27 protein-coding genes are annotated in these 25,674 nt (G+C 66.0%); 14 read left to right on the plus strand and 13 right to left on the minus strand.

Annotated elements, in window-relative coordinates:
* Window positions 1-156: 156 nt before the first annotated feature.
* The 3 genes from HMPREF2716_RS13545 (at window position 157) to HMPREF2716_RS13555 (ending at window position 2,069) form a co-directional block, all read left to right on the plus strand.
* Window positions 157-906 carry a glutathione S-transferase family protein gene (locus HMPREF2716_RS13545; RefSeq protein WP_003084765.1) on the plus strand — a complete coding sequence of 250 codons (750 nt, stop codon included), beginning with the start codon at window positions 157-159 and terminating at the stop codon, window positions 904-906.
* A gap of 139 nt (window positions 907-1,045) precedes the next feature.
* Window positions 1,046-1,450 carry a PaaI family thioesterase gene (locus HMPREF2716_RS13550; RefSeq protein WP_003084769.1) on the plus strand — a complete coding sequence of 135 codons (405 nt, stop codon included), beginning with the start codon at window positions 1,046-1,048 and terminating at the stop codon, window positions 1,448-1,450.
* A gap of 49 nt (window positions 1,451-1,499) precedes the next feature.
* The gene (locus HMPREF2716_RS13555; protein WP_003084771.1) at window positions 1,500-2,069 is read left to right on the plus strand and encodes a TetR/AcrR family transcriptional regulator; all 570 of its coding nucleotides are present in this window, start codon (window positions 1,500-1,502) and stop codon (window positions 2,067-2,069) included.
* A gap of 33 nt (window positions 2,070-2,102) precedes the next feature.
* Here HMPREF2716_RS13555 and HMPREF2716_RS13560 read toward each other — a convergent pair whose 3' ends face one another.
* Both HMPREF2716_RS13560 and HMPREF2716_RS13565 read right to left on the minus strand, forming a co-directional pair.
* A complete protein-coding gene (locus HMPREF2716_RS13560) occupies window positions 2,103-3,830 on the minus strand; it encodes an NCS1 family nucleobase:cation symporter-1 (protein ID WP_083318190.1) in 1,728 nt (575 codons plus the stop codon).
* 347 nt (window positions 3,831-4,177) lie between these two features.
* On the minus strand, window positions 4,178-5,104 hold the full coding sequence (locus HMPREF2716_RS13565; protein ID WP_009315083.1) for a LysR substrate-binding domain-containing protein: 927 nt from the start codon (window positions 5,102-5,104) through the stop codon (window positions 4,178-4,180).
* An 87-nt stretch (window positions 5,105-5,191) separates the two neighbouring features.
* On the opposite strand from HMPREF2716_RS13565, the gene HMPREF2716_RS13570 reads away from it, so the two are divergent.
* Window positions 5,192-5,668 (plus strand): GNAT family N-acetyltransferase, encoded by a 477-nt coding sequence (locus HMPREF2716_RS13570; RefSeq protein ID WP_003084777.1) that lies wholly within the window; start codon window positions 5,192-5,194, stop codon window positions 5,666-5,668.
* Between the two features lie 78 nt (window positions 5,669-5,746).
* Here HMPREF2716_RS13570 and HMPREF2716_RS13575 read toward each other — a convergent pair whose 3' ends face one another.
* Entirely contained in the window at window positions 5,747-6,697 is a 951-nt protein-coding gene (locus HMPREF2716_RS13575) for a LysR family transcriptional regulator (protein WP_003105225.1), read from the minus strand.
* Window positions 6,698-6,800: 103 nt separating this feature from the next.
* Here HMPREF2716_RS13575 and pcaD point away from each other — a divergent pair, with 103 nt between their 5' ends.
* Window positions 6,801-7,598, plus strand: coding sequence for a 3-oxoadipate enol-lactonase (gene pcaD, locus HMPREF2716_RS13580; protein WP_003105224.1), 798 nt, complete (start codon window positions 6,801-6,803; stop codon window positions 7,596-7,598).
* A 42-nt stretch (window positions 7,599-7,640) separates the two neighbouring features.
* Window positions 7,641-8,084: a hypothetical protein gene (locus HMPREF2716_RS13585; RefSeq protein WP_070621915.1), complete on the plus strand. Its 444-nt coding sequence runs from the start codon at window positions 7,641-7,643 to the stop codon at window positions 8,082-8,084.
* 47 nt (window positions 8,085-8,131) lie between these two features.
* Here the strand turns inward: HMPREF2716_RS13585 and HMPREF2716_RS13590 are convergent, their stop codons facing one another.
* Window positions 8,132-10,309: a malate synthase G gene (locus tag HMPREF2716_RS13590; protein WP_070621916.1), complete on the minus strand. Its 2,178-nt coding sequence runs from the start codon at window positions 10,307-10,309 to the stop codon at window positions 8,132-8,134.
* Between the two features lie 306 nt (window positions 10,310-10,615).
* On the opposite strand from HMPREF2716_RS13590, the gene HMPREF2716_RS13595 reads away from it, so the two are divergent.
* Together HMPREF2716_RS13595 and HMPREF2716_RS13600 are read left to right on the plus strand one after the other, a co-directional pair.
* Window positions 10,616-11,059, plus strand: coding sequence for a GNAT family N-acetyltransferase (locus HMPREF2716_RS13595; protein ID WP_003105215.1), 444 nt, complete (start codon window positions 10,616-10,618; stop codon window positions 11,057-11,059).
* A 31-nt stretch (window positions 11,060-11,090) separates the two neighbouring features.
* Complete coding sequence (locus HMPREF2716_RS13600; protein ID WP_003084789.1) at window positions 11,091-11,606, plus strand: glycine cleavage system transcriptional repressor; 516 nt, start codon at window positions 11,091-11,093, stop codon at window positions 11,604-11,606.
* Between the two features lie 688 nt (window positions 11,607-12,294).
* Here the strand turns inward: HMPREF2716_RS13600 and rarD are convergent.
* From rarD to HMPREF2716_RS13635, 7 genes are all read right to left on the minus strand, one after another.
* Window positions 12,295-13,191, minus strand: a complete 897-nt coding sequence (rarD, locus tag HMPREF2716_RS13605; RefSeq protein WP_003103301.1) for an EamA family transporter RarD — start codon at window positions 13,189-13,191, stop codon at window positions 12,295-12,297.
* 202 nt (window positions 13,192-13,393) lie between these two features.
* Window positions 13,394-14,368 (minus strand): serine/threonine protein kinase, encoded by a 975-nt coding sequence (locus HMPREF2716_RS13610; RefSeq protein ID WP_033968952.1) that lies wholly within the window; start codon window positions 14,366-14,368, stop codon window positions 13,394-13,396.
* A gap of 61 nt (window positions 14,369-14,429) precedes the next feature.
* On the minus strand, window positions 14,430-15,188 hold the full coding sequence (locus tag HMPREF2716_RS13615; protein ID WP_003084796.1) for a TOBE domain-containing protein: 759 nt from the start codon (window positions 15,186-15,188) through the stop codon (window positions 14,430-14,432).
* Window positions 15,189-15,255: 67 nt separating this feature from the next.
* Entirely contained in the window at window positions 15,256-15,582 is a 327-nt protein-coding gene (locus tag HMPREF2716_RS13620) for a YfiM family lipoprotein (RefSeq protein WP_058134584.1), read from the minus strand.
* Window positions 15,583-15,623: 41 nt separating this feature from the next.
* Window positions 15,624-16,361 carry a ComF family protein gene (locus HMPREF2716_RS13625; protein WP_070621917.1) on the minus strand — a complete coding sequence of 246 codons (738 nt, stop codon included), beginning with the start codon at window positions 16,359-16,361 and terminating at the stop codon, window positions 15,624-15,626.
* Between the two features lie 138 nt (window positions 16,362-16,499).
* The gene (locus HMPREF2716_RS13630; RefSeq protein ID WP_003113255.1) at window positions 16,500-16,793 is read right to left on the minus strand and encodes a hypothetical protein; all 294 of its coding nucleotides are present in this window, start codon (window positions 16,791-16,793) and stop codon (window positions 16,500-16,502) included.
* A 53-nt stretch (window positions 16,794-16,846) separates the two neighbouring features.
* The gene (locus HMPREF2716_RS13635) at window positions 16,847-17,773 is read right to left on the minus strand and encodes a LysR family transcriptional regulator (RefSeq protein WP_073650812.1); all 927 of its coding nucleotides are present in this window, start codon (window positions 17,771-17,773) and stop codon (window positions 16,847-16,849) included.
* 117 nt (window positions 17,774-17,890) lie between these two features.
* Between HMPREF2716_RS13635 and HMPREF2716_RS13640 the strand changes: the two genes are divergently transcribed.
* From HMPREF2716_RS13640 to HMPREF2716_RS13660, 5 genes are all read left to right on the plus strand, one after another.
* Complete coding sequence (locus HMPREF2716_RS13640; RefSeq protein ID WP_003111232.1) at window positions 17,891-18,649, plus strand: 5-oxoprolinase subunit PxpA; 759 nt, start codon at window positions 17,891-17,893, stop codon at window positions 18,647-18,649.
* A gap of 76 nt (window positions 18,650-18,725) precedes the next feature.
* On the plus strand, window positions 18,726-18,974 hold the full coding sequence (locus tag HMPREF2716_RS13645) for an acetyl-CoA carboxylase (protein ID WP_070621919.1): 249 nt from the start codon (window positions 18,726-18,728) through the stop codon (window positions 18,972-18,974).
* 10 nt (window positions 18,975-18,984) lie between these two features.
* A complete protein-coding gene (locus HMPREF2716_RS13650) occupies window positions 18,985-20,361 on the plus strand; it encodes an acetyl-CoA carboxylase biotin carboxylase subunit (protein WP_070621920.1) in 1,377 nt (458 codons plus the stop codon).
* A 1-nt stretch (window position 20,362) separates the two neighbouring features.
* Window positions 20,363-21,241, plus strand: a complete 879-nt coding sequence (locus HMPREF2716_RS13655; RefSeq protein ID WP_003103323.1) for a 5-oxoprolinase subunit B family protein — start codon at window positions 20,363-20,365, stop codon at window positions 21,239-21,241.
* Entirely contained in the window at window positions 21,231-22,208 is a 978-nt protein-coding gene (locus HMPREF2716_RS13660) for a 5-oxoprolinase subunit C family protein (protein ID WP_003163217.1), read from the plus strand. The genes HMPREF2716_RS13655 and HMPREF2716_RS13660 overlap by 11 nt, the downstream gene beginning before the upstream one ends.
* A 43-nt stretch (window positions 22,209-22,251) precedes the next feature.
* Here the strand turns inward: HMPREF2716_RS13660 and HMPREF2716_RS13665 are convergent, their stop codons facing one another.
* Both HMPREF2716_RS13665 and HMPREF2716_RS13670 read right to left on the minus strand, forming a co-directional pair.
* A complete protein-coding gene (locus tag HMPREF2716_RS13665) occupies window positions 22,252-23,250 on the minus strand; it encodes a fimbrial protein (RefSeq protein ID WP_070621921.1) in 999 nt (332 codons plus the stop codon).
* A gap of 17 nt (window positions 23,251-23,267) precedes the next feature.
* Window positions 23,268-23,969: a fimbrial biogenesis chaperone gene (locus HMPREF2716_RS13670; RefSeq protein ID WP_017001557.1), complete on the minus strand. Its 702-nt coding sequence runs from the start codon at window positions 23,967-23,969 to the stop codon at window positions 23,268-23,270.
* A gap of 565 nt (window positions 23,970-24,534) precedes the next feature.
* Between HMPREF2716_RS13670 and bioB the strand changes: the two genes are divergently transcribed.
* Window positions 24,535-25,593 carry a biotin synthase BioB gene (gene bioB / locus HMPREF2716_RS13675; RefSeq protein ID WP_070621922.1) on the plus strand — a complete coding sequence of 353 codons (1,059 nt, stop codon included), beginning with the start codon at window positions 24,535-24,537 and terminating at the stop codon, window positions 25,591-25,593.
* The last annotated feature ends 81 nt before the right edge of the window (window positions 25,594-25,674 follow it).

The following is a 25,674-nucleotide window of genomic DNA, read 5'->3' on the forward strand; positions in this document are numbered from 1 at the left end:
TCCCGAAACGGGATTGAATGGAAAAACGAGAATTATTCGCAAATGATCGCAAAGTGCGACTATCCCTGCAATTGGCGTCCGTCGGGAAGCCACTTGAGTCGTCCCACCGGTTTGCCGGAGGATCGGCGTTCCCATAACAAGAACAGGAGTCTCGCCGTGGCCGAACCTTTGCTGATCATCGGTTCCTATCTGTCCCCCTATGTGCGCAAGGTGCTGGTGCTGCTGGAACTGAAAGGCATCGCCTACCGCATCGACCCCATCGTGCCGTTCTTCGGCGACGAGGCCTTCGAGCGCCTCAGTCCGTTGCGCCAGATTCCGGTGCTGGTGGACGGTGACTTCGTCCTCAACGATTCCAGCGTGATCTGCCAGTACCTGGAGGAGCGCTACCCGCAGCCGAGCCTGTATCCCGCCGACATCGGCCAGCGCGCCCAGGCCCGCTGGCTGGAGGAGTACGCCGATTCGCGGCTGGGCCAGGTGATCATCTGGCAGTTGTTCCACCAGTTGGTGATCAACCGCGGCATCTGGCAGCGCGAACCCGACCAGGCGATCCTGCAACGCACCTACGACGAAGACCTGCCATCGATCTGCAACTACCTGGAAGGGCGGGTCCCGCCGAGCGGCTGGCTGTGCGGCGAGCTGTCCATCGCCGATGTCGCCGTCGCCTGCCTGTTCCGCAATGCCCAGTTGGCGCGCTACCAGGTCGACGGCGAGCGCTGGCCGCGCCTGGCGCGCCTGTTGGCTGACGCTTTCGCCCTGCCGGCCTTCCAGCATCTGGCGCGTTTCGAGAAGGCCACCGCGCAGACCCCGGTCGCCGAACAGCGCCAGGCGCTGCGCGAGGCCGGCGCGCCGCTCAGCGCGACCAGCCACGCCCGCGAGCGGCCGGTGCGCGGTCCGATGAGCCGCTGAGAGGGAGTGCGGGCGGCGCCCAGGGCGCCGTCCTGATGAAGCGCCATTCAGCGCCTCGATAAGACCTTCGCGGCGCTGGTGGATCCAGCGTCCGGGCATATTTTATATAGACCAGTCTATATAAAACGGAGGCCGCACCGTGATGAACGTCCCCGAAGGGTTCCAGCCGCTGTTCCGCAGCAGTCCGTTGCTCGACCTGCTCGGTCCTTTCTTCTGCCGGCACGACGCCCAGCGCCAGTTGGTGGTGGCGCTGCGCATCGACGAAAAGCACTGCAACCACGGTGGCACCGCCCACGGCGGCCTGCTCTCGACCCTGGCCGACGTTGGCCTCGGCTACGCCATGGCGTTCTCCCGCGAACCGCCGCAGCCGATGGTCACCGTCGGCCTGCGCCTGGACTTCTGCGGGGTCGCGCGGGTCGGCGACTGGCTGGAGGTGCATACCCGGGTCGACAAGCTCGGCCAGCGCATGGCCTTCGCCTCGGCCCGGCTGCACAGCGGCGAGCGCCTGGTGGCCAGCGCCAGCGGCGTGTTTCATCTGCCCTGAGGCTCGGGCATGCTTGCCCGGTCGTCTGCCGTGAGTTGGGGAGTCAGGTTTGCCGAAGAAGTCCAATGCCGCCGAACGGATCGTCCATGCCACCGCCTCGCTGCTGGCCAGCCGCGGGTATTTCGGCACCGGGCTGAGCGACATCATCGCTCGCGCCGAGGCGCCGAAAGGCTCGCTCTATCACTATTTCCCCGAGGGCAAGCCGCAGATCGCCAGCGCCGCGATCGGCTTCGTCGCCGACGAGGTGGCGTCCTTCCTCGACCGCGCCGGGACCCAGGCCCCCCATGCGCGCAACGTCCTCCGCCAGTTCACCGCGACCCTGCGTGGCTGGCTGGAGCATTCGCGTTTCGAAGAGGCCTGTCCGGTGCTTTCCACCAGCCTGAGCATCGACGCCGAGCTGGCCCCGGTGCACGCTGAATGCCGCCGGGCGCTCCGCGCCTGGCACGCCAGCATCGAGCGTGCGTTGCGCGCCGACGGACTGGCGGAAAAGCTCGCCGCCTCGCGCGCCTGGCTGATCCTCGCGGCGCTGGAGGGGGCGGTCGCGGTGGCCCGCGTCGAGCGGTCGTTCCAGGCGCTGGATGCGATCGAGGAAGAATTGCAGGCGCTACTGCCGGCCTAGGCGGGTGTCGCGCCCAGGCCGGCCAGGTATCCGTCAGTGCTGCACGCTGTCCACCGCGATCGCTTCGCCGGAAACTTCGCGGTAGGCCGTGCGGCGCTTGGCCAGGGCGTAGTGGATCAGTCCGGCCAGGCCGGCGCCGAAGAACCAGGAGAACGGCGATAGCTCGGCGAATGCCGGCAACAATGCCAGCAGGGGGGAGATGATCGCCGCCGGGACGAACGCGGCGATGGCCCGCGGGTTCACCCCTCGCGCGTAGTGATAGGCGCCGGCGCGGCTTTCGGTGTACAGCTCCGGCAGGTTCACCCGGCCTTTCCGCACCAGGTAGTAGTCGACCATGATGATCCCGTACAGCGGGCCGAGCAGCGCGCCGAGGCCGCCGAGGAAGTAGAGGATCACCCCGGGGCTGTTGTACAGGTGCCAGGGCAGGATCAGCACTGCGATGGTCGCGCTGATCAGCCCGGCGCGGCGGAAGTTCAGCAGGTTCGGCGCCAGGTTGGTGAGTACGTAGGCCGGGGCGACGAAGTTGGCCATAATGTTCACCGCCACGGTGACGATCAGCAGCGCCAGGCTGGCCAGCACCAGGAAGAGGGGGTCGGGGATCGCGGCGACGATGTCGGTGGGGCTCTGGATCAGCTGGCCGTCGATCCTGAACTGGGCGCCGGCGAGGACCACCGCGAACAGGCCGAACAGCAGGATGTTCACCGGCAGCCCCCAGAAGTTGCCGACGCTGATGGTGCGCCGATCCGGGCAGCCGCGGGCGAAGTCGCAGAAGTTCAGGATCATGGTGCCGTACAGGGTCACCCAGAACGCCGCGCCGCCGAAGATCTTCAACCACATCTGCGAACCGCTCATGGGTTCGCCGCTTGACCAGGCGATGGAGGCGCCGGCGCGCAGGTACATCCAGGCGGCGAGGGCGGCGACGGTGAGCAGGATCACCGGTCCGGCGAAGGATTCGTAGCGACGCACCATCTCCATGCCGTAGGCGAAGATCAGCAGTTGCACGCACCAGATGGCGACGAAGGTCGCCCAGCCCAGGCTCGACAGGCCGAGGATGGCGTCCTGGTCGTAGGCTGCGAGCCCCGGCCAGATCGCCGTCAGCAGCACGCGCAGGACGATGGAGGCGAGATAGGTCTGGATGCCGAACCAGGCGATGGCGATCGCCGCGCGGATCAGCGCGGGGAGTTGCGCGCCGTGGATGCCGAAGGCGATGCGGCACATCACCGGGTAGGGCAGCCCGGTCTTCTGGCCCATGTAGCCGGACAGGTTCATCAGCCCGTAGACCATCAGCGCGCCCAGGGCCAGCGCGGCGAGGATCTGCGCACCGCTCATGCCGAGGGCGAAGAGGCCGATGGCGAAGGAGTAGTTGGCGATGTTGTGCACATCGTTGGTCCACAGCGCGAACAGGCTGTAGCGTCCCCAGCGGCGCCCTTCGGCCTTGGTCGGGGCGAGATCGGCGCTGTACAGGCGCGGGCTCAGCGGCGGCAGTTCGGGGCCGGCGTGATGGCTGGCGCGGGGCAGGCAATCGAGACTGGCGGGAGTGCCCAGGTCCAGGCGCGCCGCCGAGAACTCCGCTGCGCGCAGCCCGGCGCGTGGCAGGCAGTCGAGACTGGCCGGAGTGCCCAGGTCGAGCAGCGAGGCGGAGAACTCCGCGCTCCGCTGACCGGCGCGCGGCAGGCTGTCGAGGCTTTCCAGGGTGCCGAGGTCGAGCAGCGAGGGAGAAAACTCGCGGGGCGAGGCGGGCGGCTTCGGGGTGCTGGACATGGCGGTCTCCTCCGGCAGTCGGAAGAACTCGGCGCGAGGTCGGGTTCGTCTATTGTTTTTGTATACAAGAATTTCGAAGATTTAAGCCAGTTATGTGCCAACCGATCCTCGACCGACTTTTCCGTGTTCTGCGGAAACCGGCCTTTCACCGGCAAGCCCCTGAAACCGCTTGGGAAAAAGCTGTCGCCTCGATCAGGTAAGAATTTCGAACCGATTCATGGGCTTATGCGGACGGACGAGGGAGAGGGGAAAAAAGCGTGGCGCCAGGAGAGCGTATTGGGAAAATTGTGCACAATAATTGTGCCCAGTGTTACCGCCGCGCCCGTCGACGGTGCGCGGCGCGAAGCTCAGCCCGTCCGGGAAATATCCAGGCCCTTCAACTGCCCGATCATCCACGCATGGGCATCACGCCCGACATGCTGGGCGTGGCTGTAGAGCCGCAGCACGTAGGGCGGAATGTCGAACGGCGCGGGATACAGGGCGAGGCCGGCGGCTTCCGCCAGGGCCTGTGCGGCATGTCGCGGAGCGGTGAGCAGGAAATCGGTGGAGCCTGCCAGGAACAGCGCCGCCAGCACCGTCGGCAGTTGCACCGCCACTTCGCGACGCAGGCCGGAGCGGGCCAGCAGCCGGTCGATCACCCCGCTGTCCTCGTTCCACGGCGTCACAACCGCATGCCGTTCGGCCAGGTAGCCGTCCAGCGTCGGTGCCCCGGCGAGGCGCGGGTGGTCGCGCCGCGCTACCACCACGTAGCGGTCGGCGAACCAGTCATGGGCCTGGATGCCTTCGGGCAGGCGCTCGTGTTCCTCGTCGTAGCCGAGGGCGAAATCGATCCGCCCGCTGGCCAGGGCCTCCACCGACAGCTTGCGTTCCGCATTGACCAGGCGCAGGCGCACTCCGGGCGCGCTGTGCTGCAGGCGGTTCATCAGCGGCGGAAGCAGGGCGAAAGCGGTGTAGTCGGTGGCGGCGAAGACGAAGGTGCGCTGGCTCTGTCCCGGTACGAACGGCCGCCACTCTTCCAGCCCCTCGCCGAGGGCGCGCAGAGCGGCGGCCACCGCAGCGGCCAGGTGCTCGGCACGCTGGGTCGGCTGCATGCGGTTGCCCTGGCGCAGGAACAGCTCGTCGTCCAGCCCCTGGCGCAGGCGCCCCAGCGCATGGCTGAAGGCCGAGGCGCTGATCGCCAGTTCGCTGGCTGCGGTGCCGACGTTGCGGTGGCGATACAGGGCGTCGAAGACAAGCAGGAGGTTGAGATCGAGGCGGCGCAGCAGGGGATGCATGTTATTCAGTTGCCGATGAGAAGAATGCACTTCATGCATCTTAGCAGTCGCACTAGGATGGCCGGATCCCCCACCGGAAGGTTGCCCATGACTCTCGAAATCCGTCCCGCCGTACCGGCCGACGCCGAACAGATCCTTGCCTTCATCATCGAACTGGCCGACTACGAGCGCGCCCGCCACGAGGTGGTCACCGATGTCGAAGGCATCCGCCGCAGCCTGTTCGCCGAAGGCTCGCCGACCCGCGCGCTGATGTGCCTGAGCGAGGGCCGGCCGATCGGCTATGCGGTGTATTTCTACAGCTACTCGACCTGGCTGGGGCGCAACGGCATCTACCTCGAAGACCTCTACGTCACCCCGGAATACCGTGGCGTCGGCGCCGGTCGCCGGCTGCTCCGCGAGTTGGCCCGCGAGGCCGTGGCCAACGACTGCGGACGCCTGGAGTGGAGCGTGCTGGACTGGAACCAGCCGGCCATCGACTTCTACCGCTCCATCGGCGCGCTGCCGCAGGACGAGTGGGTGCGCTATCGCCTGGATGGCGAGGCGTTGCGCAAGATGGCGGAATAGCTGGCGGCAAGCCGACGTTGATGCCGGGGGAGTGTGGGGGGGTAGGGCGAATAGCGCCTGGCGATATCCGCCAGTTTCTCACCGAGGACGCCTGGCGCCTGCCGAGTCATCGCCACCGGTATCCATGCCGCTCTCCCGTAGCGCTGTAGCGTTGTCCCGCAGGAACGCCCACAGGCGTTCCGCTACCGGGCCCTGCGCGCGATCGCGCCGGCGCGCCGCCACCACCTCTTCGCTGCGTCCTGGCAGATGCGGCCCGGCCAGAGCGAGCAGGCGGCCGTCGGCCAATTCCTCGTCGACCAGGAAGTCCGGCAGGTGCCCCCAGCCGAGGCCCTGGAGGATCACCTCTTTCTTCGTTCGCTGGTCCGGCACGCTGCACTGTCGCGCGCCGGCGAGCATGAAATAGTCCGTCGGCGGAGAATGGCGGGCGCTGTCGCGCATCACGCACTGGGCGAAGGGGCGCAGTTGTTCCGGGCGCACCGGTCGCGGCGGAGGATCGCCGAGCAGGCCCGGCGCGATGACCGGGACCAGCCCGACCCTGCACAGGTCGAGCCATTCCAGGCGTGGGTCGGACTTGTCCACGCGATGCAGGATCAGGTCGGCCTCGCCGTCCAGCAGGCGCTCCAGCGGGCCGCTGACGGTTTCGAACAGCAATTGCAGGCGGGTCTGCGGCTGGCTGCCGAAGAACCCTGCGAGCAGCGCCAGGGCCGGGCGCGGCGGGCAGAGGTCGCCCAGTACCACGCGCAGCTCGCTTTCCTCGCCCTGGGCCAGGTGCGCGGCGTGGCCACGCAGCCCTTCCAGTTCGTAGAGCAGGGCCTGGGCACGCTGGTGGAAGGAGCGACCGGCGGCGGTCAGGCCGACCCGGTAGCCGCCCCGTTCCAGCAGCGCCAGGCCGAGCTGGCGCTCCAGCCGGGCAACGGCGGCGAACACCGCCGGATGGGAGCGGTGCAGGCGCTGTGCGGCGGCCTGGAAGCCGCCGGCGTCGACCACCGCGTCGAAGCATTGGAGGTCGTGGAGGGTGAAGTCGTGCATGTCAGCTTCCCTGACAGAGTCGTTCCATTCTTTGTAGTTTTTCCCAGGGGCCGTCGCAACTAGCCTGGCGTGCATGGCAATCACCCTGACCCCGGAGGCTCCCATGGGCAACCTGTCTTTTCTCGCTACCAGCGACGGCGCCAGCCTCGCCTATCGCCTGGACGGTGCGGCGGAGAAACCGCTGCTGGCGCTCTCCAACTCCATCGGTACCACCCTGCACATGTGGGATGCGCAACTTCCGGCACTGACCCGGCACTTCCGCGTCCTGCGCTACGACGCCCGTGGCCATGGCGCCTCCAGCGTGCCGCCGGGGCCCTACACCTTGGCCCGGCTGGGCGAGGACGTACTGGAGCTGCTCGACGCGCTGGAGGTACGACGCGCGCATTTCCTCGGCCTGTCCCTGGGCGGGATCGTCGGCCAGTGGCTGGCGCTGCATGCGCCGCAGCGGATCGAGCGGCTGGTGCTGGCCAACACCTCGGCCTGGCTCGGCCCGGCGGCGCAGTGGGACGAGCGCATCGCCGCGGTGCTGCAGGCCGAGGACATGAGCGAGACCGCCGCGGGCTTCCTCGGCAACTGGTTTCCGCCGGCGCTGCTGGAGCGCGCCGAGCCCGTCGTCGAGCGCTTCCGGGCGATGCTCATGGCCACCAACCGGCACGGCCTGGCCGGCTCCTTCGCGGCGGTGCGCGATACCGACCTGCGCGCGCAACTGGCGCGGATCGAGCGGCCGACCCTGGTGATCGCAGGGGCGTACGACACGGTCACCGCCGCCAGCCACGGCGAGCTGATCGCCGCGTCGATTGCCGGGGCCAGGCTGGTTACGCTGCCGGCGGTGCATCTGTCGAACGTCGAGTTCCCGCAGGCGTTCGAAGGCGCGGTGCTGAGCTTTCTCGGCGCAGACTGATTACGCTATCGTCGCGCCTTTTCCCTCGGCGCAGGAGCCGACATGAACGAGCCGGGCAGTTTCATCTGGACGTGGTACGGGCAGGATGAGCATCGATGGGTCCTGCTCAGCGCAGAGGCGTTCCTGGCGCTCGATTTCCTGGCCCTTGACGGTGCCATGCAGAGAGAGACCATCGGCAGTTGCCCGGGCTGCTCTACCTGGTCGGAGAAGATCGTGCCGCTGCACGAGTGGCTCGAAGGCTGTCCGGGTCACCAGGCCGGGAGTTTTCGCGATGCCTTGAGGCGTGTCTGGGCGCTGTGCAACGAGCTGCCCGAGGAAGCGCTGGGCTGCTTCGACTTCGACATCTATGCCCACCCCGGATGGCAGGCGGTACGTCGAGAGGCCCGGGAGGCGCTGCGGCAGAACGGTTGGGACAGCATCCATAGCCACGCCGAGGAGCTGCGCGACGACTGTTGGGAGCGTGTGCATGGCTACCCGAAGAAATGAAAAAGCCGCCCCTCGGGGCGGCTTTTCGTTGCGCTGCGGCGAACGGCCTACAGCCCGTTCTTCGCCTTGAACTCGCGGCGGCGGCGATGCAGGACCGGCTCGGTATAGCCGTTCGGCTGCCGGGTGCCTTCCACCACCAGCTCCAGGGCGGCCTGGAACGCGACGTTGTCGTCGAAGTTCGGCGCCATCGGCCGGTAGGACGGGTCGCTGGCGTTCTGCCGGTCGACCACCACGGCCATGCGCTTGAGGCTCTCGACCACCTGCTCCTGGCTGATCACGCCGTGACGCAGCCAGTTGGCCAGCAGCTGGCTGGAGATGCGCAGGGTGGCGCGGTCTTCCATCAGACCGACGTCGTTGATGTCCGGCACCTTGGAGCAGCCGACGCCCTGGTCGATCCAGCGGACGACATAGCCGAGGATGCCCTGGGCGTTGTTGTCCACCTCGTTCTTGATCTCTTCCGCGGTCCAGTTGGTGTTCGGCGCCAGCGGAATGGTCAGGATGTCGTCCACCGAGGCCGGGGTGCGCTTGGCCAGCTCGGCCTGGCGGGCGAACACGTCGACCTTGTGGTAATGCAGGGCGTGCAGGGTCGCGGCGGTCGGCGACGGGACCCAGGCGGTGTTGGCGCCGGCCAGCGGATGGCCGATCTTCTGCTCGAGCATGGCGGCCATCAGGTCGGGCATGGCCCACATGCCCTTGCCGATCTGCGCCTTGCCTTGCAGGCCGGTGGCCAGGCCGACGTCGACGTTGTTGTTCTCGTAGGCGCCGATCCACTTCTCCGACTTCATGGCGCCCTTGCGCACCACGGCGCCGGCTTCCATGGAGGTGTGGATCTCGTCGCCGGTGCGGTCGAGGAAGCCGGTGTTGATGAACACCACGCGATCCTTGGCCGCCTTGATGCAGGCCTTCAGGTTCACGGTGGTGCGGCGCTCCTCGTCCATGATGCCGACCTTCAGGGTGTTGCGCGGCAGGCCGAGGACGTCCTCGACGCGGCCGAACAGCTCGTTGGTGAAGGCGGCTTCTTCCGGACCGTGCATCTTCGGCTTGACGATATACACGCTGCCGGTGCGGCTGTTCTTGCGGCTGGTGTTGCCGTTCAGGTCATGAATGGCGATCAGGCTGGTGAACAGACCGTCCTGGATGCCTTCCGGCACTTCGTTGCCGTCCTTGTCGAGGATCGCATCGTTGGTCATCAGGTGGCCGACGTTGCGCACGAACAGCAGCGAGCGGCCGTGCAGGGTCAGTTCGGAACCGTCGGCCCTGGTGTAGACGCGGTCCGGGTTCATGGTGCGGGTGAAGGTGCTGCCGCCCTTGCTGACTTCCTCGGCCAGGTCGCCTTTCATCAGGCCCAGCCAGTTGCGGTAGATCACTACCTTGTCGTCGGCGTCGACCGCGGCGACCGAGTCCTCGCAGTCCATGATGGTGGTGAGGGCGGCTTCCATCAGCACGTCCTTCACGCCTGCGGCATCGGTCTGGCCGACCGGGCTGCTCGGGTCGATCTGGATTTCGAAGTGCAGGCCGTTGTGCTTGAGCAGTACCGCTTGCGGCTTGGCGGCGTCGCCCTGGAAGGCAAGGAACTGGCCAGCATTCTTCAGGCCGGTTTCGCTGCCGTTCTTCAGCGCGACGACCAGCGCGCCGTTCTTCACGCTGTAGGAAGTGGCGTCGACATGGGAGCCGGACTCCAGCGGCGCGGCCTCGTCGAGGAAGGCGCGAGCGAAGGCGATGACCTTGTCGCCGCGAACCTTGTTGTAGCCCTTGCCTTTCTCGGCGCCGCCTTCTTCGCTGATCACGTCGGTGCCGTAGAGTGCGTCGTACAGCGAGCCCCAGCGGGCGTTGGAGGCGTTGAGGGCGAAGCGCGCATTCATCACCGGCACCACCAGCTGCGGGCCGGCCATGCGGGCGATCTCGTCGTCGACGTTCTGGGTGCCGGCCTGGAAGTCTTCCGCCTCGGGCAGCAGGTAGCCGATTTCCTCGAGGAAGGCCTTGTAGGCAACTGCGTCGTGGGCCTGGCCGGCGCGAGCCTGGTGCCAGCCGTCGATCTTGGCCTGGAGTTCGTCGCGCTTGGCGAGCAGGGCTTTATTCTTCGGCGCCAGGTCGTTGATCACGGCCTTCGCACCGGTCCAGAACGTGTCGGCAGAGACGCCGGTTCCGGGGATGGCTTCGTTGTTCACGAAGTCGAACAGGACTTTGGCGACCTGCAGGCCACCGACTTGAACGCGTTCAGTCATTGTTTGCCTCACTCTGCTCTAGACCAGCTCTGGACCCGGGCCGCACGGCCTTGTAGTCCGAGCCGCGGCATACTACATGATGCCGCGGGAAAAATCAGTGGTTACGCGTCGCGTTACGACTGGATGACGCTTCACGGTCACGTTGGCCAGGCTCAATGTTCGCAAAAAAACTGTACTTTGTTCCAGATAAATCTAAAAACAGTACACGATTTATCGCGAGCCCAACTGCGGCGCGGCGTCGCAGGATGTTTCACTGCGCTGCGAGCGCCTTGCCTATACTCCCGGAATCGCCCCAGGAGCCTCGCCATGCCCGTCCATGCCGCATCCCTCGCCGATCTCGCCGACCTGGTTCCGCTGTTTTCCGCCTACCTCGACTTCTACGAAGTGCCGGCGCCGGAAGAGCAGGTTCGCGCATTCCTCGCCGAGCGCCTGCGCCAGGGCGATTCGACCCTGTTCCTGGCCAGGGATGCCGAGGCGCGGGCGCTGGGCTTCGTCCAACTCTATCCGCTGTTCGCCTCCCTGGCGCTACGACCTTCGTGGCTGCTCAGCGATCTCTACGTCCGCCCGGAGGCGCGTCGCCGGGGTGTCGGCGAGGCCCTGATGAACCAGGCCCGGGGTTTCGCCGAAAGCATGGGCGCCTGCGGCCTGCAACTGGAGACGGCGAAGACCAACCACGCCGGGCAGTCGCTCTACGAGCGCCTCGGCTATGTCCGTGACGAACAGTTCTACACTTACTGGCTGCAGCTCTGAACTCCCATTCGTCCCAGCAGGAGGCAAGCTCATGGATCACCTGGTCCTGACCGTGATCGCCACCGACCATCCCGGCCTGGTCGAGCGCATCGCCCAATGCATCGCCTCCCACGGCGGCAACTGGCTGGAAAGCCGCATGTCGCGGATGGCCGGGCAGTTCGCCGGGATACTGCGGGTGGCCGTGCCGGCGGAAGGCTACGACGAACTGGTGGAAGGGCTACAGGGCCTGTCCAGCCACGGTATCCGCGTGCTCCTGGCGGAAAGCGGGATCGAGCCGGTATGCAACTGGAAGCCTATCCACCTCGACCTGGTGGGCAACGACCGCCCCGGTATCGTGCGCGACATCACCCGGCTGCTGGCCGAGCACGGGGTGAACCTGGAGAGCCTGTCCACCGAAGTGCGCCCGGCGCCGATGAGCAGCGAACCGCTGTTCCATGCCGATGCGCTGCTGGCGGTGCCGCTGACCCTGTCGCTGGACACCCTGCGCGAGCGACTGGAAGACCTGGCCGACGACCTGATGGTGGAATTGGTGCTGGACGCGTCCTGAAGTTGTTCAGGAAAGCCGGGGACTGGCCTGTGGAAAAGCCTTGGGTGAAACCCTGAAGCCCAGGCGCCGCTAGGCTTGGAGGTCGTAGCGCGTTTTTTGACCAGCTGCGTTGCGGTTATTCCCAAACCAGGTGGACCAGCCTGTGGGTATTCTGTGTGGATAACCTTGCAGGCCTTCATCCATGGGCAATACAAGGGTTTGATCGTTTTCTGAGCAGCCTCTCTTGCGCTTTTGCTTGTGGATTAACCTTCGCCGCTATCGTTGCCCCTGTGCACAAATAACGTGGAGCAGTCTGTGGGTAAGCCGGGGAAGAATCCATGCAGGCCTTTATCCATCGGTACTCCAGGTGTCAGTACGTTTTTTGATCGATGGCTTTCCGGTTCATCCACAGTTGCTCACAAAAGCCTTGGGCAGATTTGTGGATAAGCCTTGTGTATATCGTTGTAACCCTTGGTAATACTGGCATACAGCGGTGTGCTCAAAGACTGATCAGGCGCTTTGCAGGGCTTCTTCCGACGAGTTATCCACGCGCCTGCGGGGAGGAGAAGGCAGGTCTATGCACAAAGTACGTGCATGAACCTGTGGAAAAGCCTGGGGTGGATCGCTGAGCGTCAGTATTGGCGGGGGATAGGAAGGAGTGCGTGTTTTTTCGCCAGGCTTGCGGAGTTCCGCAAGCCTGGGGATAACGTCAGCCCGGCTGGGGAAGGCGGCGCAGGCTGCGCCAGGCGTCGAAGCTGTAGACGGCCAGGGCGAGCCAGATGAAAGCGAAGGCGGTCAGGCGGCTGGAGTCCAGATGCTCGCCGAACAGCAGGATCGCCTGTAGCAGGACCAGCGTCGGCGCCAGGTATTGCAGGAAGCCCAGGGTGGCGTAGGGCAGGTGCCTTGCCGCAGCGTTGAAGCAGACCAGCGGAACCAGCGTCACCGGGCCCGCGGCGACCACCCACAGGGCTTCCGGGGTGCTCCAGAAAGCCGTTTCGCTGGTCGGCCCGTCGGCGAAAAACAGCAACCAGACCAGCGCCAGCGGCAGCAGCAGCCAGGTTTCCACCACCAGTCCGGGCAGCGCGGCGACCGGCGCCTTTTTGCGGATCAGGCCGTAGAAGCCGAAGGTCAGGGCCAGCACCAGCGACACCCAGGGCAGGCTGCCGAGTTGCCAGACCTGCTGCGCCACGCCCAGCGAAGCCAGGGCCACCGCCAGCCATTGCAGGGGACGCAGGCGTTCCTTGAGCAGCAACATGCCGAGCATCACGTTGATCAGCGGATTGATGTAGTAGCCCAGGCTGGCTTCCAGCATGTGGCCGTTGTTCACCGCCCAGACATAGGTCATCCAGTTGCTGGCGATCAGCAGTCCGCTGGCGGCCAGCACGACGAAGCGCTGCGGATTCTGGCGCAGCTCGCGCCACCAGCCCGGGTGCTTCCAGAACAGCAGCAGGACGGCGCCGAACAGGGCCGACCAGACCGCGCGCTGGACGATGATTTCCACCGCGGGAATGCGTTCGAGCAGTTTGAAGTAGAGCGGGAACAATCCCCAGATCACATAAGCCGTCAGGCCGAGGACATAGCCCCGACGGAGGTTGGCGGTCGCCATGGAGAATCCTTGAAACGTCAGGCAGGTAAGAATGGCCGTGCACGGCATGCACGAGCGGATGACCTGTGAATTCTAGTAGGGGGGTGACGGGGTTGTCTGCGCACAGTTCCCGCGGAAAAGCACCGGCACACTTGCCGTTCCCTCGCCTGCCCCGCGGCGGGACGGATAGCGCCGCGCGCCATTCGTCCCGTCCGCAGGAGGCTCAGAACAGCCGCAGCGGTTCCTCGTCCAGCGCCGCCAGTTGTTCGCGCAGCACCAGCACCTGCTCGCCCCAGTAACGTTCACTGCCGAACCAGGGGAAGCTCGGTGGGAACGCCGGGTCGTCCCAGCGCCGCGCGAGCCAGGCGCTGTAGTGCATCAGGCGGAGGCTGCGCAGGCCTTCGAGCAGCGGTAGCTGGCGCGGGTCGAAGTCGTGGAACTCATTGTAGCCGTCGACCAGTTCGGCAATCTGCGCCAGGCGTTCGTGGCGCTCGCCGGCGAGCATCATCCACAGGTCCTGGAGGGCCGGGCCCATGCGGCAGTCGTCGAGATCGACCATGTGGTAGGCCTCGTCGCGGCACAGCAGGTTGCCCGGATGGCAGTCGCCGTGCAGGCGGATCGGCTGGTAGGGCACCTCGGCGAACAGGGCGTCGAGGCGTTTCAGCAGGTCGCGGGCGACCGACTCGTAGGCCGGCAGCAGGCTCCTGGGGATGAAATTGCCTTCCAGCAGGGTGGCCAGCGAGGCGTGGCCGAAGTTATCCACAGCGAGCGCCTCGCGGTGCTCGAACGGCCGCGTGGCGCCGACCGCGTGCAGGCGGCCGAGCAACTGGCCGAGGCGGTAGAGCTGGTCGAGATTGCCCGGCTCGGGCGCGCGCCCGCCGCGCCGGGGGAACAGGGCGAAGCGGAAGCCGGAGAATGCGAACAGGCTTTCGCCGTCGCGCGACAGCGGCGCCACCACCGGCACCTCGCATTCCGCCAGCTCGGCGGAGAAGGCGTGCTCCTCGCGGATCGCCGCGTCGCTCCAGCGGTCCGGTCGGTAGAACTTGGCGATCAGCGGCTCGCCGTCCTCGATGCCGACCTGGTACACGCGGTTTTCGTAGCTGTTGAGCGCCAGCACCCGTGCGTCGCTGAGATAGCCGAGGCTTTCCACGGCATCCAGGACGAGGTCGGGGGTCAGTTGGTCGAAGGGATGGGACATGACGGGGCATCCAAGGCTCGAAAGACCCCTAGTGTACGCAAGCCGGCGCGGGCCGGCAGGTTCACAGCGGCGTGCCGAGCAGGACCTGGGCCGGATCGAAGGAGGCGATCACCTTCTGGCCCTTCTTCAGCCCCAGGCTGGCCAGGCGTTCGCCGGACAGCAGCGCGCAGAGGGTAAGACCGCTGCCCAGGGCGATGCGCACCTCGCTGGGACCGGCCTTGGCCGCGAGGATTTCCTCCAGGGTGCCGTGCAACTGGTTCGGCTGGTCCTCGCGCGGTTCCAGCCCGACGTCCAGCCAGCCGGCCTTGATCAGCGCCAGTACCGGGCGGCCGCGACCGAGTTCGAGTTGCTCGGTGCTGGCGCGGGTGATCAGCGCCTCGATGCGTTGCTGGCCTGGCAGCTCGATGGCGATGCGGTCGTGGAAGCCTTCGCCATGGATCGACAGGACCCGCCCGTGCAATTGGTTGCGTGCGCTGGTGCGGAGCATCAGGCGGCCGATCAGGTTGAGGTCCTCGGCGTCTTCCGCGGCCTGCAACACCTGCGCTTGCAAGGCTTCCAGGCGCCGGTAGAGAGCCAGCAGGCGTTCGCCCTCGGCGGTCAGCCGGGCGCCGCCGCCGCCCTTGCCGCCGACGCTACGCTCGACCAGCGGACGCTCGGCCAGGTTGTTCAGTTCGTCGATGGCGTCCCAGGCGCCCTTGTAGCTGATGCCCACGGCCTTCGCCGCACGGGTGATGGAGCCCAGTTCGGCGATCTGCGCGAGCAGGGCGATGCGTTGCGGGCGACGGGTGACGTGCTGGGCGAGAGTGGAGAGTGCGGACATGGAGGCTTCGCTATGAGCGGACGTATACGGCGAAGGCTCCAACAGCCATGGGCAAAACGCAAGGGCGTCACTCGGCGGCCTGGTGGAGACCGTAGCCGGCGGCGGCGCCGGCCAGGTCCCAGGCGAGGTCCTTCCAGCTCCAGCCGCTGCCGGCGGAACGGCTGTCGTAGAGTTCCTTGCCGACGCCGAAGGCGAGCGAGAAGCTCAGGCCGAAGCGTGCCTGGCGAGCACCGTGCAGGCCGCGGTCGTGGGCCATCTGCATGCCCGCCGCGGTAAGGGCCGCGGAACTGGCGAAATGCAGGGCCTTGTCTTCGCCCAGCCAGTCGTCTTCGGCGAAGTGGCTGCAACCGCCGAGCAACAGGCAGGCCGCGACCAGCAGTAGCAGTGCGCGCATGGATCCTCTCCCGTATCGGTTGCGCGGCAGTTTAGCCCAGCTCAGCCGGGCTTCGGCGTGCGCGCCAGGCAGTAGACGTCGACCCGCGCGGCGCCCGCCCGGCGCAACAGGCGGGAAAGGCACTCGGCGGTGGCCCCGGTGGTGAGCACGTCGTCCACCAGTGCCAGGTGCAGCCCGCGAACATCGCTGGCGGGCGCCAGGGCGAAGGCGTGGCGCAGGTTGCGCCGCCGCACCGTCGCGTCCAGGCCCTGCTGGGCCGGAGTATCCAGCACTCGCCGCAGGCTGTACGGATCGCAGCGCAGGTCCAGCTCGCCGGCCAGTCGCTCGGCGAGCTGTTGCGCCTGGTTGAAGCCGCGACGACGTTCGCGCCGTGGCGCCAGCGGGACCGGCAGCAGGCGTGCCGGGTGCGGCAGGCCTTCGGCGTAGCGTTGCCGCAGGTGTTCCGCCAGCAACTCGCCGAGCAGCCGCCCCAGCGGCCAGGCCGCCTGGTGCTTGAAGCGGTTGATCAGGCTGTCGAGCGGAAAGGCGTAGCGCCAGGGCGCGATCGCCTGTTCATAGGCCGGCGGGCGGCGCAGGCACTCGCCGCACACCTGGCCGTCCAGGGGCAGGGGCAGGGGCAGGGGCAGGGCGCAGCGCCGGCACTGCTGGCGCGACCAGGGCAGGTCGGCGGCACAGGCGCGGCACAGCGGGCGGGGCGGCTGGTCGCTGCGGGCGGCGCAGAGCAGGCAGGCCGGCGGCGGCAAAAGCCAGCGCGTGAGAGGACGAAGCGGGAACGACATGGCGGGACTTCCTGGCGGATGTCGCACCATGCAACCGCAGGCGCGCGCCGCCGACCAGCCGTTGCCAGCGGGTTCGGAACTCGCCTGTGGATAACCGAAACCTTCCTTCGCTCCTTGCGGAAACGGCCGACGCGTGGATCAGTGGATGAGCCAGCTCATGACGATCAGGCCGAGCACCGTCCAGATCACCCCGCCGACTATCGAGCGGCGCATGAAGGCGCGTATGCCGCTGTAGAGCAGCAACAGGCCGAGCACCAGGAAGACGAAGCTGAACAGCGATGCGTCCATGCCGATGGCCCTGGCCAGGCCGTGGAGGAAGTCGTCCATGGCGTCCCAGATGCCGCCCAGCAGGCCGGAGAGCAGGTCCACCACGAAGCGGATCGCCCTGCCCAGCATCTCGCCCAGTCCGTCGAAAAAGCCTTCTGTACCCATGAGTGTCCTGTCCTGAGTGTTCCCAGCGTTGGATCAGAGATTAGCCGCCGGGTTCAGCGCCGGCTGCTGCTTTGCTGCGGAGCGAGGAACGACTGGCGGAAGTATTCGCGGAACGCGCGCATCCCGGCGCTCGCTTCGGTGTCGCGGCGCCAGGCCAGGCCGACGCTCATCGACGGCACCGGGTCGACCAGCGATAGCGTCTCGATGCGTTTGCCTTCCAGCGACCAGGGCCGGTACACCAGATCGGAGAGGATGGCCACGCCGGAGCCGTTGGCGACCATGCTGCGCACCGCTTCCACCGAACTGGTATGGAGGATCACCTGCGGCCGGTGGCCGCTCTGTTGCCAGTAGCGCAGCGCGCTCTGCCCGGCCTCGTCGACGGTGAGCATGATGTAGGGCTCGCCGGCCACGTCGGCCAGGCCCAGGTCGGCCTTCTCGCCCAGCGGATGGCGGCTGGGCAGCCACAACCGGCGCTCGGAGTTGAACAGGGTTTCGGCGGCGATCCCGGGCTCGGTGAGATTGCCGGTGAGCAGCACGGCGATGTCGTAGCGACCGTCGAGGAGGCCGCGCTCGATGCTGGCGCGCTCGTCCTCGAACAATTGCAGCTCCAGTTCCGGGTACCACTGCGCCAGGCGTTGCAGGTGGTGGGGGAGGAAATAGCCCATCACGGTATAGCTGGCGGCGACCTTCAGGGTGCCTTCGACCCGGGTGTCCGGTTGCGGGCTGTTGAGCGCGTCGTCGACGCTGCGCTGGATCGAATAGGCGTGGTTGAGGAAGTGCCGGCCGCTGTCGGTCAGGTTCATGCCCTGGGCCGTGCGGGTGAACATGGCGACGCCGAGCATGCCCTCCAGTTCCTGGATCGCGCTGGTCACCGCCGACTGCGAGATGTTCAGGTGGATGGCGGCCTGGGATATCTGGCCGAACTCGGCGGTGGCGATGAAGTAGCGAACCTGGCGGAGGGTCAGGGCCATGGGCAGCATCCGGAAGAGGTATCTGTTTTTCAGAAACCAGTCTATCGAATAATAAATCTACCCAATACCTTTCCCGGCTTTTACCGTGGCTCCATCCAACAACAAGACAGATGAGGCCAGCCGGCAATGACTGAAGTCGACCTCAATTCCGACATGGGCGAAGGCTTCGGCCCATGGACCATCGGCGATGGCGTGGATGCGGCGATCATGCCGCTGATCAGCAGCGCCAACATCGCCACCGGTTTCCATGCCGGCGACCCGAGCAGCATGCGCCGCACCGTGGAGATGGCCGCCGAGCATGGCGTGGCCATCGGCGCCCATCCGGGCTTCCGCGACCTGGTCGGCTTCGGTCGCCGGCACATCGCCGCGCCGGCCATCGAGCTGGTCAACGACATGCTCTACCAGCTTGGCGCCCTGCGCGAATTCGCCCGGCTGCAGGGCCTGTCGCTGCAACACGTCAAGCCCCACGGCGCGCTCTACATGCACCTGGCGCGCGACGAGGCCGCCGCGCGCCTGTTCGTCGAGACCCTGCAACGCCTGGAACCGGAACTGCTGCTCTATTGCATGCCCGGTTCGGCCACCTGGCGCATCGGTCGGGAACTGGGCCAGCCGCTGGTGCGCGAGTTCTACGCCGACCGCGACTACGACCGCAGCGGCTCCATCGTCTTCACCCGGCGGGTCGCCGCCCTCGATCCGCAACAGGTCGCCGACAAGGTCCTGCGCGCCTGCCGCGAGGGCAAGGTGCGCACCGTCGAGGGCGAGGACCTCGACATCGCCTTCGACTCGGTGTGCATCCACAGCGACACCCCCGGCGCCCTGGAGCTGGTCGCCAGCACCCGCGCGCGCCTGGAAGGCGCCGGCATCCGCATCAAGGCGCCGCGTTGAGCGCCGCTCGCCTCGGCGAGCCTCGCGACAAGCTTTTCTGCCATTTCCTACAACGTTCGAATAATGAGGATTCGTCATGGCCGAACATAACGTGCAGTCCCCCTTGCCCGGCACCTTCTATCGCAAGGCCAGCCCCGACGCGCCGCCCTACGCGGAGGTCGGGCAGGCGGTCGAGGCCGGCAGCGTGATCGGGCTGATCGAGGTGATGAAGCAGTTTTCCGAAGTGCAGGCCGGGCAGGCCGGCATACTCCAGGCGTTCCACGTGGAAGATGGCGAGGCCATCGAGCCGGGACAGGTGCTGGCGGGGATCGCCAGCGCTACCTGAGGAGGACGCCATGCACAAGCGACTGAACAAGCTGCTGGTGGCCAATCGCGGCGAGATCGCCGTGCGCATCATCCGCGCCGCGCAGGCACTGGGCATTCCCACGGTAGCGGTGTGCAGCGAGGCGGATCGCGATTCGCTGGCCGCGCGGCTGGCCGATGAGGTACGCCTGATCGGCCCTGCGCGGGCCGAGCGGAGCTACCTGGATATCGAGGCGATTCTCATGGCGGCGCGGGAAACCGGTGCCGACTCGATCCATCCCGGCTACGGTTTCCTCTCCGAGAACCCCGCCTTCGCCGAAGCGGTGCAGGCGGCCGGCCTGGTCTTCGTCGGTCCGGAGGCGCAGACCATCCGCCGCATGGGCGACAAGGCCGAGGCGCGGCGTACCGCGATGGCCGCCGGGGTGCCGGTGGTGCCGGGCTCGCCCGGCGAACTGGGCGACCTCGACGCGGCGCTGGCTTGCGCCGAAGAGGTCGGCTATCCGCTGCTGGTCAAGGCCTCCGCCGGCGGCGGCGGGCGTGGCATCCGTATCGCCCACGACGCCGACGAACTGCGTCGGGAATTCCCCATCGCCCAGCGCGAGGCGCAGGCCGCCTTCGGTTCGCCGGCGGTGTACCTGGAGCGCTTCATCCGCCAGGCGCGGCACATCGAAGTGCAGATCCTCGGCGATGGCGAGCGCGCGGTGCATCTGTTCGAACGCGAATGCTCGCTGCAGCGGCGGCGCCAGAAGGTCTTCGAGGAGGCACCTTCGGCGGCGCTGGACGGCGCGCAGCGCCAGGCCCTCTGCGAGAGCGCGGTGCGCCTGGCGCAGAGTCTCGGCTATCGTGGCGCGGGCACCCTGGAATACCTGTTCGACGCGCACAGCGGCGAGTTCTTCTTCATCGAGATGAACACCCGTATCCAGGTCGAGCATCCGGTCAGCGAGATGGTCACCGGCATCGACCTGGTCCAGGCCATGCTGCGCATCGCCGCCGGCGAGGCGCTGCCCTGGCGCCAGGAGGACATTCGCCTGAACGGCGCGGCGCTGGAGATGCGGATCAACGCCGAAGACCCGACGCGCAATTTCTTCCCCAGCCCCGGCACCGTGGAGCGCCTGGAATGGCCGCAGGGCGAGGGCGTGCGAGTGGACAGCCACCTGTATCCCGGCTACCGGGTGCCGCCGTACTACGATTCGTTGCTGGCCAAGCTGATCGTCCATGGTCGCGACCGCGACGAAGCGTTCGCCCGCGCGCGCCAGGCGCTGGAGCGCACCGTGCTGGCCGGCATGGCCACTACCCTGCCGCTGCACCGCTGGCTGCTCGCCGATGCGCGGGTACAGGCCGCGCAGTTCGATACCGCTACCCTGGAAACCTGGCTCGCCGAGCGGACCGCCGCCGCGCAGGAGGTTTGAGATGCATGCCAACATCCGCTACAGCTTCGGCGGCGACGAGCACCTGTTCGCCGAGGTCGCCGAGTCCATGTCGCTGGAAGCCTTCTTCCGCGGCATGGCGATCACCCGCGCCATCGAGACCCTGCAATTGCCCGGGGTGCTCGACGTATGCCTGGCCAACGCCTCGTTCCAGGTCCGCTTCGACCCCGACCGGCTGGCCCCGCAGGCGCTGCTGGAGACCGTACGCGGCCTGGAGGTCGAGGCGGTCGCCGCGCGCAGCATCGAGACGCGTATCGTCGAAGTGCCGGTGTTGTACAACGATCCCTGGACCCACGAGACCCTGATGCGCTTCCGCGACCGTCACCAGGACCCGGACTCCACCGACCTCGAGTACGCTGCGCGGATCAACGGCTACGCCGACGTGCAGGCGTTCATCCAGGCGCACAGCGGCACGCCGTGGTTCGTCTCGATGGTCGGTTTCGTCGCCGGCCTGCCGTTCATGTACCAGATGGTCGAGCGCGAGCGGCAGTTGCAGGTGCCCAAGTACCTGCGTCCGCGCATCGACACGCCGAAGCTGACCCTCGGCCACGGCGGTTGCTTCGGCTGCATCTATTCGGTGCGCGGTGCCGGCGGCTATCAGATGTTCGGCGTGACTCCGGCGCCGATCTTCGATCCCCGCCAGGGCCTGCCCTATCTCGAGGAATCTATGGTGTTCTTCCGCGCTGGCGACATCGTCCAGTTCCGCCCCATCGAGCGGACCGAATACGAGCGCATGGCGGCCGAAGTCGAAGCGGGCACATTCGACCTGCGCATCCGCCCGGTGAGTTTCGATCTCGACGCGTTCCTCGCCGATCCGCGAGGTTGCACGCAACATCTGCAGGAGGTGCTGTATGTCGATTAAGGTGCTCAAGCCCGGCCTCGCTACCTCGGTGCAGGACGCCGGCCGCGAAGGCCACTATCACCTGGGCATCCCGCCGTCCGGCGCGCTCGACCAGTATGCCCTGCGCGCTGCCAACCTGCTGGTGGGCAACGCACCGACCGCCGCCGTGCTGGAGTGCGCGCTGCTGGGTCCGCAGCTGGAGTTCCAGCGCGACGCCCTGGTGGCCGTGTGCGGGGCGCGCATGACGCCTCGCCTGGAGGGCGCGGAGATGCCGCTGGATACTTCCTTCCGGGTTCGCGCCGGCCAGGTCCTGGGGTTCGATTTCATCCGTGCCGGCGCCCGTGGCTATCTCGCCATCGACGGCGGCATCGCGGTACCCGAGGTGCTGGGCAGCCGTTCGACCTACGGTCTGGGGACGATCGGTGGCTTGCAGGGACGACGGCTGGCAGAGGGCGACCTGCTGCCCCTGGGGCCTGCCTCGCCCTCTGCCGTGGAGGGCTTGGCGCTGCCGCGTTCGTTGCAGGTGGAGGTCGGCGGCGAGGTGAGCTTGCGGGTGGTTCCCGGACTCTACGTCCATCGCCTGACCCCCGACGCGGTCGAGCGTTTCTTCGCCGAGACCTGGTCCGTCGGCTCGGAGGCGGACCGCACCGGCTACCGCTTCAAGGGCGGCACGGCGCTCCGGTTCGAGCCGCGCGAACAGCCATTCGGCGCAGGCTCGGACCCGTCCAACATCGTCGACGCCTGCTATCCCATCGGCTCGATCCAGGTACCGGGCGGGCTCGAACCCATCGTCCTGCATCGTGATGCGGTGTCCGGTGGGGGATATGCCACGCTGGGCACGGTGATCAGCCCCGACCTGAACCGGCTGGCGCAGATGCAACCGAACCAGAAGGCGCGTTTCGTCGCCGTCAGCCTGGAGGAAGGTCTCGAGGCGCGTCGCCGTTACAACTGGCAAGTGCAACGACTCCAGCACTTCTTCCTGCGCTGAGTCGTCGATACCGGCCGCTTCCGTCTGCGAAGCGGCCTCCCGCTCACTTGTAGTAGATATCTATCGCAGCGGTGGCATTGAATCGACCCAACGTAGGTGCGTTGGTCATCCATTTCAGTTGGGCCAGGAAGTTCTTCACCACGACCTGGTCTTTGCTGTGTTCCACCAATTGGAATTCTTTGTTGAAGGGGACGATGCTACGGTCTTCTTGCCTGAGCACGGTGATGCCTACGGACTTGTTGTCTCCCGGCACCAACGTGTCGCCTACGGTGCTGGAAGAATTCACGGGTCTCAGAAGTGCTCCCAGGCCATAGGCGCTATTGCAGTTCTTGCTTGCAGTGATCTGGAAGGGCTTTTCCTTGATGGTCTGGTTGGTGGCGGCTTGAAGCGCTTGAAGGAGGCCGAAGTCGAGTGTCTTGGGTGAAATGCTCAGGGTAGACGAGCATGCGACATAGCGTAGTTGGTTCAGGCCATTGAGCACCATGCGGAAGTTGTTGGCGATAGGACCTCCAACACCATCCAGTTGGAAAATCACGTAGCTATCGTGGCCAGCGATCGGCCCTTCCTTGCTGGTGCCGGGAAGGCTTCGCTTGGAAATGAAGAAGTTGTAGTGCAGCGTGAAGTTTGTTTTCAGATGTGGGCAGCCGCCAGGCGCATTGCTCCGGCAGGGCAGGGTCTTATAGGGAAGCTTGATTCGGCAGCGATCGACCTGCGTACACCGTATGTCCTTCCCGTCGAGGTTCAGTCCGACCTCCAGGTCGGGTCCGATCATGCTCAAGCCAGGATCCTTGGGGCTGAGGTAGAAATAGATCTCCTCTTCGGCGTTCCAGAACTGGTTCGCCCAGCAACTTATATTGACGCTGTAGTTGGGGGAACGCCAGAGAATGGTGTCCTTGGGAAGCACAATGGGTACCGCGACGGTCGTATCCATCGAGATTTGATCAGATACGTCCGTCGCGTTTTTCAGACAAGTCAAAGCGAGACTTTTTGGGGATAGAGCCAGGAGCAGTCCCAGGAACAGGAGTTGGATGGTTAACTTCATAGGGAGTCTCTTCTAGGTCAGAGTGGATTGGCGGTAGCTTTCCCATTCGTTGGCAATATGACCTGAAAGGGTCGTAGGTTGCCGGCGTCGCTGACTACCTCATATCGAGCCTTGATGGCCTGGCAATCGATGCTGTCGAATGAGTGTTCGGTATAAGGAGCCAGCATCAGGTGATCGATGGGTGGGGCGCAGAGCCGCCCGGGCGCATCGAGAAACTCCACCTGGCTGAGGGTCACGTAATAGGGAGAGGGATTCCGCGTCCTGGGACTACCCTCAGGATCGTAGGACCAGGTTAAGCCAGCCATGGCTTGCTCGACGGTAGCTTTCAAGGACGGTCGGTAGAACAGTTTGAAACGATGGCGCAGAGCGATTTGCAGAGCATCGCCTTTGCCAGTCGCGTGCGGCACGTCCAGCACGCTCAACAGCAGGTAGGTCTCGCGGTCGGTGGGCAGGCCCTGGCCCTGGTAGAGCACCTCCACCTTGGCCCGCTGGCCGGCGCCCAGGCGGAGCAGCGGCCTGGACACGGCGAAGGGCAGCGCCTGCCCCTTGCCGTCGGTACCCCAATCCAGGGAGATTTCCGCCAGGGCCGGCTCCTTGCCCTCGTTGACCAGCGTGATCGGCAGGCGCTTGCCTTTCATCACGAAACGGTTCTGGCCGTCGAACGAGAGATCGGCATGGGCGGACATGCACAGCCAGGCGAATATCGATGCAAGAACCATCCGAAGCCAACTTCGGACCTGGAAGAGGCGCTTTCCATTCATATTCCTGAATGTGCCCGAATGAAACCCGTATCGTGTTTTGGAAAGTGGTTGGTCGGAAGGATCGAATATATTTTTCGTTATACTTCCGCTGCGCTTTGAATGGCTATATTTAGGGTGGTTGGTTGCGTTCATGGTTCAAGTCTGGATAACTTGTTTTCGTTGCGCACCGCTAGGGTGGCAAGAGATTCAATGTTTCTCCATGTTAGAAACCTGCCAGGGAATATATAAATAAGATATTTCCTATTTCTTGTAGGAAATATCCTAAGCATTACTTGTAGTTTTCCGAGGTAGTTGCGCCGTTTCTTCCAGGGAGCCGAATGCCACATAGAGGACGAGGCCGATTGGAGCAGTCGATGACTGCTGGCTTCTATATGGGTGATCAAATATTGATCAGATGTAGACCTGTGTCCTGGGTTGGGTTGACAGCGTCATACAGCCACTTATGATGCCCTTGAGCCTGACCCCCGGCGTGCCGGGGCTCCCCGACAAAAGGCGCCATACAAGCGTCGAAGGAATCTTCCCCATGAGTGCAACCGCTTCCGTCGTCACCCGTCACGACTGGTCCCTCGCCGACGTCCGTGCCCTGTTCGAGCAGCCGTTCAACGACCTGCTGTTCCAGGCGCAGACGGTGCATCGCGCGCACTTCGACCCGAACCGCGTGCAGGTCTCGACGCTGCTGTCGATCAAGACCGGCGCCTGTCCCGAGGACTGCAAGTACTGCCCGCAGTCCGGCCACTACAACACCGGACTGGACAAGGAGAAGCTGATGGAGGTGCAGAAGGTCCTCGAGGCGGCGGCCGAGGCCAAGGCCATCGGTTCGACCCGCTTCTGCATGGGCGCTGCCTGGAAGCACCCGTCGGCCAAGGACATGCCCTACGTCCTGGAGATGGTCAAGGGCGTGAAGAAGCTCGGCCTGGAGACCTGCATGACCCTCGGCCGCCTGACCCAGGAACAGACCCAGGCGCTGGCGGACGCCGGCCTCGACTACTACAACCACAACCTGGATACCTCGCCGGAGTTCTACGGCAACATCATCACCACCCGCACCTACAGCGAGCGCCTGCAGACCCTGGCCTACGTGCGCGAGGCGGGGATGAAGATCTGCTCCGGCGGCATCCTCGGCATGGGCGAGTCGGTGGACGACCGCGCCGGCCTGCTGATCCAACTGGCGAACCTGCCGGAGCACCCGGAGTCGGTGCCGATCAACATGCTGGTGAAGGTCAAGGGCACGCCCCTGGCGGAAGAGAAGGACGTCGATCCCTTCGACTTCATCCGCACCCTGGCGGTGGCCCGGATCATGATGCCGAAGTCCCACGTGCGCCTGTCCGCCGGCCGCGAGCAGATGAACGAGCAGATGCAGGCGCTGGCCTTCATGGCCGGGGCCAACTCGATCTTCTACGGCGAAAAGCTGCTGACCACGAAGAACCCGCAGGCCGAAAAGGACATGCAGTTGTTCGCCCGTCTCGGCATCAAGCCGGAAGAGCGCGAAGAGCACGCCGACGAAGTGCACCAGGCCGCCATCGAGCAGGCGTTGGTGGAACAACGCGAATCGAAGCTGTTCTATAACGCCGCTTCCGCCTGACCATACTGGAAGGGAGGGTGCCGCCGTCCCTTCGTTGCAGCCGCTGATGTCGGCCCTGCGTGGACGGGTGCGCCTGCGTCC

This window comes from Pseudomonas sp. HMSC076A11 (assembly GCF_001810205.1).
Lineage (GTDB): Bacteria > Pseudomonadota > Gammaproteobacteria > Pseudomonadales > Pseudomonadaceae > Pseudomonas > Pseudomonas aeruginosa.

What these genes read in the sequence shown, in the direction of transcription:
- HMPREF2716_RS13560 (WP_083318190.1), bottom strand. Translation starts at nt 3,830, where the DNA reads ATGTCCAGCACCCCGAAGCCGCCCGCCTCGCCCCGCGAGTTTTCTCCC.
- bioB (WP_070621922.1), top strand. Translation starts at nt 24,535, where the DNA reads ATGAGTGCAACCGCTTCCGTCGTCACCCGTCACGACTGGTCCCTCGCC.
- HMPREF2716_RS13630 (WP_003113255.1), bottom strand. Translation starts at nt 16,793, where the DNA reads ATGGGTACAGAAGGCTTTTTCGACGGACTGGGCGAGATGCTGGGCAGG.
- HMPREF2716_RS13665 (WP_070621921.1), bottom strand. Translation starts at nt 23,250, where the DNA reads ATGAAGTTAACCATCCAACTCCTGTTCCTGGGACTGCTCCTGGCTCTA.
- HMPREF2716_RS13655 (WP_003103323.1), top strand. Translation starts at nt 20,363, where the DNA reads ATGCATGCCAACATCCGCTACAGCTTCGGCGGCGACGAGCACCTGTTC.
- HMPREF2716_RS13575 (WP_003105225.1), bottom strand. Translation starts at nt 6,697, where the DNA reads ATGCACGACTTCACCCTCCACGACCTCCAATGCTTCGACGCGGTGGTC.
- HMPREF2716_RS13565 (WP_009315083.1), bottom strand. Translation starts at nt 5,104, where the DNA reads ATGCATCCCCTGCTGCGCCGCCTCGATCTCAACCTCCTGCTTGTCTTC.
- HMPREF2716_RS13585 (WP_070621915.1), top strand. Translation starts at nt 7,641, where the DNA reads ATGAACGAGCCGGGCAGTTTCATCTGGACGTGGTACGGGCAGGATGAG.
- HMPREF2716_RS13640 (WP_003111232.1), top strand. Translation starts at nt 17,891, where the DNA reads ATGACTGAAGTCGACCTCAATTCCGACATGGGCGAAGGCTTCGGCCCA.
- HMPREF2716_RS13590 (WP_070621916.1), bottom strand. Translation starts at nt 10,309, where the DNA reads ATGACTGAACGCGTTCAAGTCGGTGGCCTGCAGGTCGCCAAAGTCCTG.
- HMPREF2716_RS13670 (WP_017001557.1), bottom strand. Translation starts at nt 23,969, where the DNA reads ATGGTTCTTGCATCGATATTCGCCTGGCTGTGCATGTCCGCCCATGCC.
- HMPREF2716_RS13600 (WP_003084789.1), top strand. Translation starts at nt 11,091, where the DNA reads ATGGATCACCTGGTCCTGACCGTGATCGCCACCGACCATCCCGGCCTG.
- HMPREF2716_RS13635 (WP_073650812.1), bottom strand. Translation starts at nt 17,773, where the DNA reads ATGCTGCCCATGGCCCTGACCCTCCGCCAGGTTCGCTACTTCATCGCC.
- HMPREF2716_RS13610 (WP_033968952.1), bottom strand. Translation starts at nt 14,368, where the DNA reads ATGTCCCATCCCTTCGACCAACTGACCCCCGACCTCGTCCTGGATGCC.
- rarD (WP_003103301.1), bottom strand. Translation starts at nt 13,191, where the DNA reads ATGGCGACCGCCAACCTCCGTCGGGGCTATGTCCTCGGCCTGACGGCT.
- HMPREF2716_RS13570 (WP_003084777.1), top strand. Translation starts at nt 5,192, where the DNA reads ATGACTCTCGAAATCCGTCCCGCCGTACCGGCCGACGCCGAACAGATC.
- HMPREF2716_RS13595 (WP_003105215.1), top strand. Translation starts at nt 10,616, where the DNA reads ATGCCCGTCCATGCCGCATCCCTCGCCGATCTCGCCGACCTGGTTCCG.
- HMPREF2716_RS13660 (WP_003163217.1), top strand. Translation starts at nt 21,231, where the DNA reads ATGTCGATTAAGGTGCTCAAGCCCGGCCTCGCTACCTCGGTGCAGGAC.
- HMPREF2716_RS13620 (WP_058134584.1), bottom strand. Translation starts at nt 15,582, where the DNA reads ATGCGCGCACTGCTACTGCTGGTCGCGGCCTGCCTGTTGCTCGGCGGT.
- HMPREF2716_RS13625 (WP_070621917.1), bottom strand. Translation starts at nt 16,361, where the DNA reads ATGTCGTTCCCGCTTCGTCCTCTCACGCGCTGGCTTTTGCCGCCGCCG.
- HMPREF2716_RS13615 (WP_003084796.1), bottom strand. Translation starts at nt 15,188, where the DNA reads ATGTCCGCACTCTCCACTCTCGCCCAGCACGTCACCCGTCGCCCGCAA.
- pcaD (WP_003105224.1), top strand. Translation starts at nt 6,801, where the DNA reads ATGGGCAACCTGTCTTTTCTCGCTACCAGCGACGGCGCCAGCCTCGCC.
- HMPREF2716_RS13650 (WP_070621920.1), top strand. Translation starts at nt 18,985, where the DNA reads ATGCACAAGCGACTGAACAAGCTGCTGGTGGCCAATCGCGGCGAGATC.
- HMPREF2716_RS13645 (WP_070621919.1), top strand. Translation starts at nt 18,726, where the DNA reads ATGGCCGAACATAACGTGCAGTCCCCCTTGCCCGGCACCTTCTATCGC.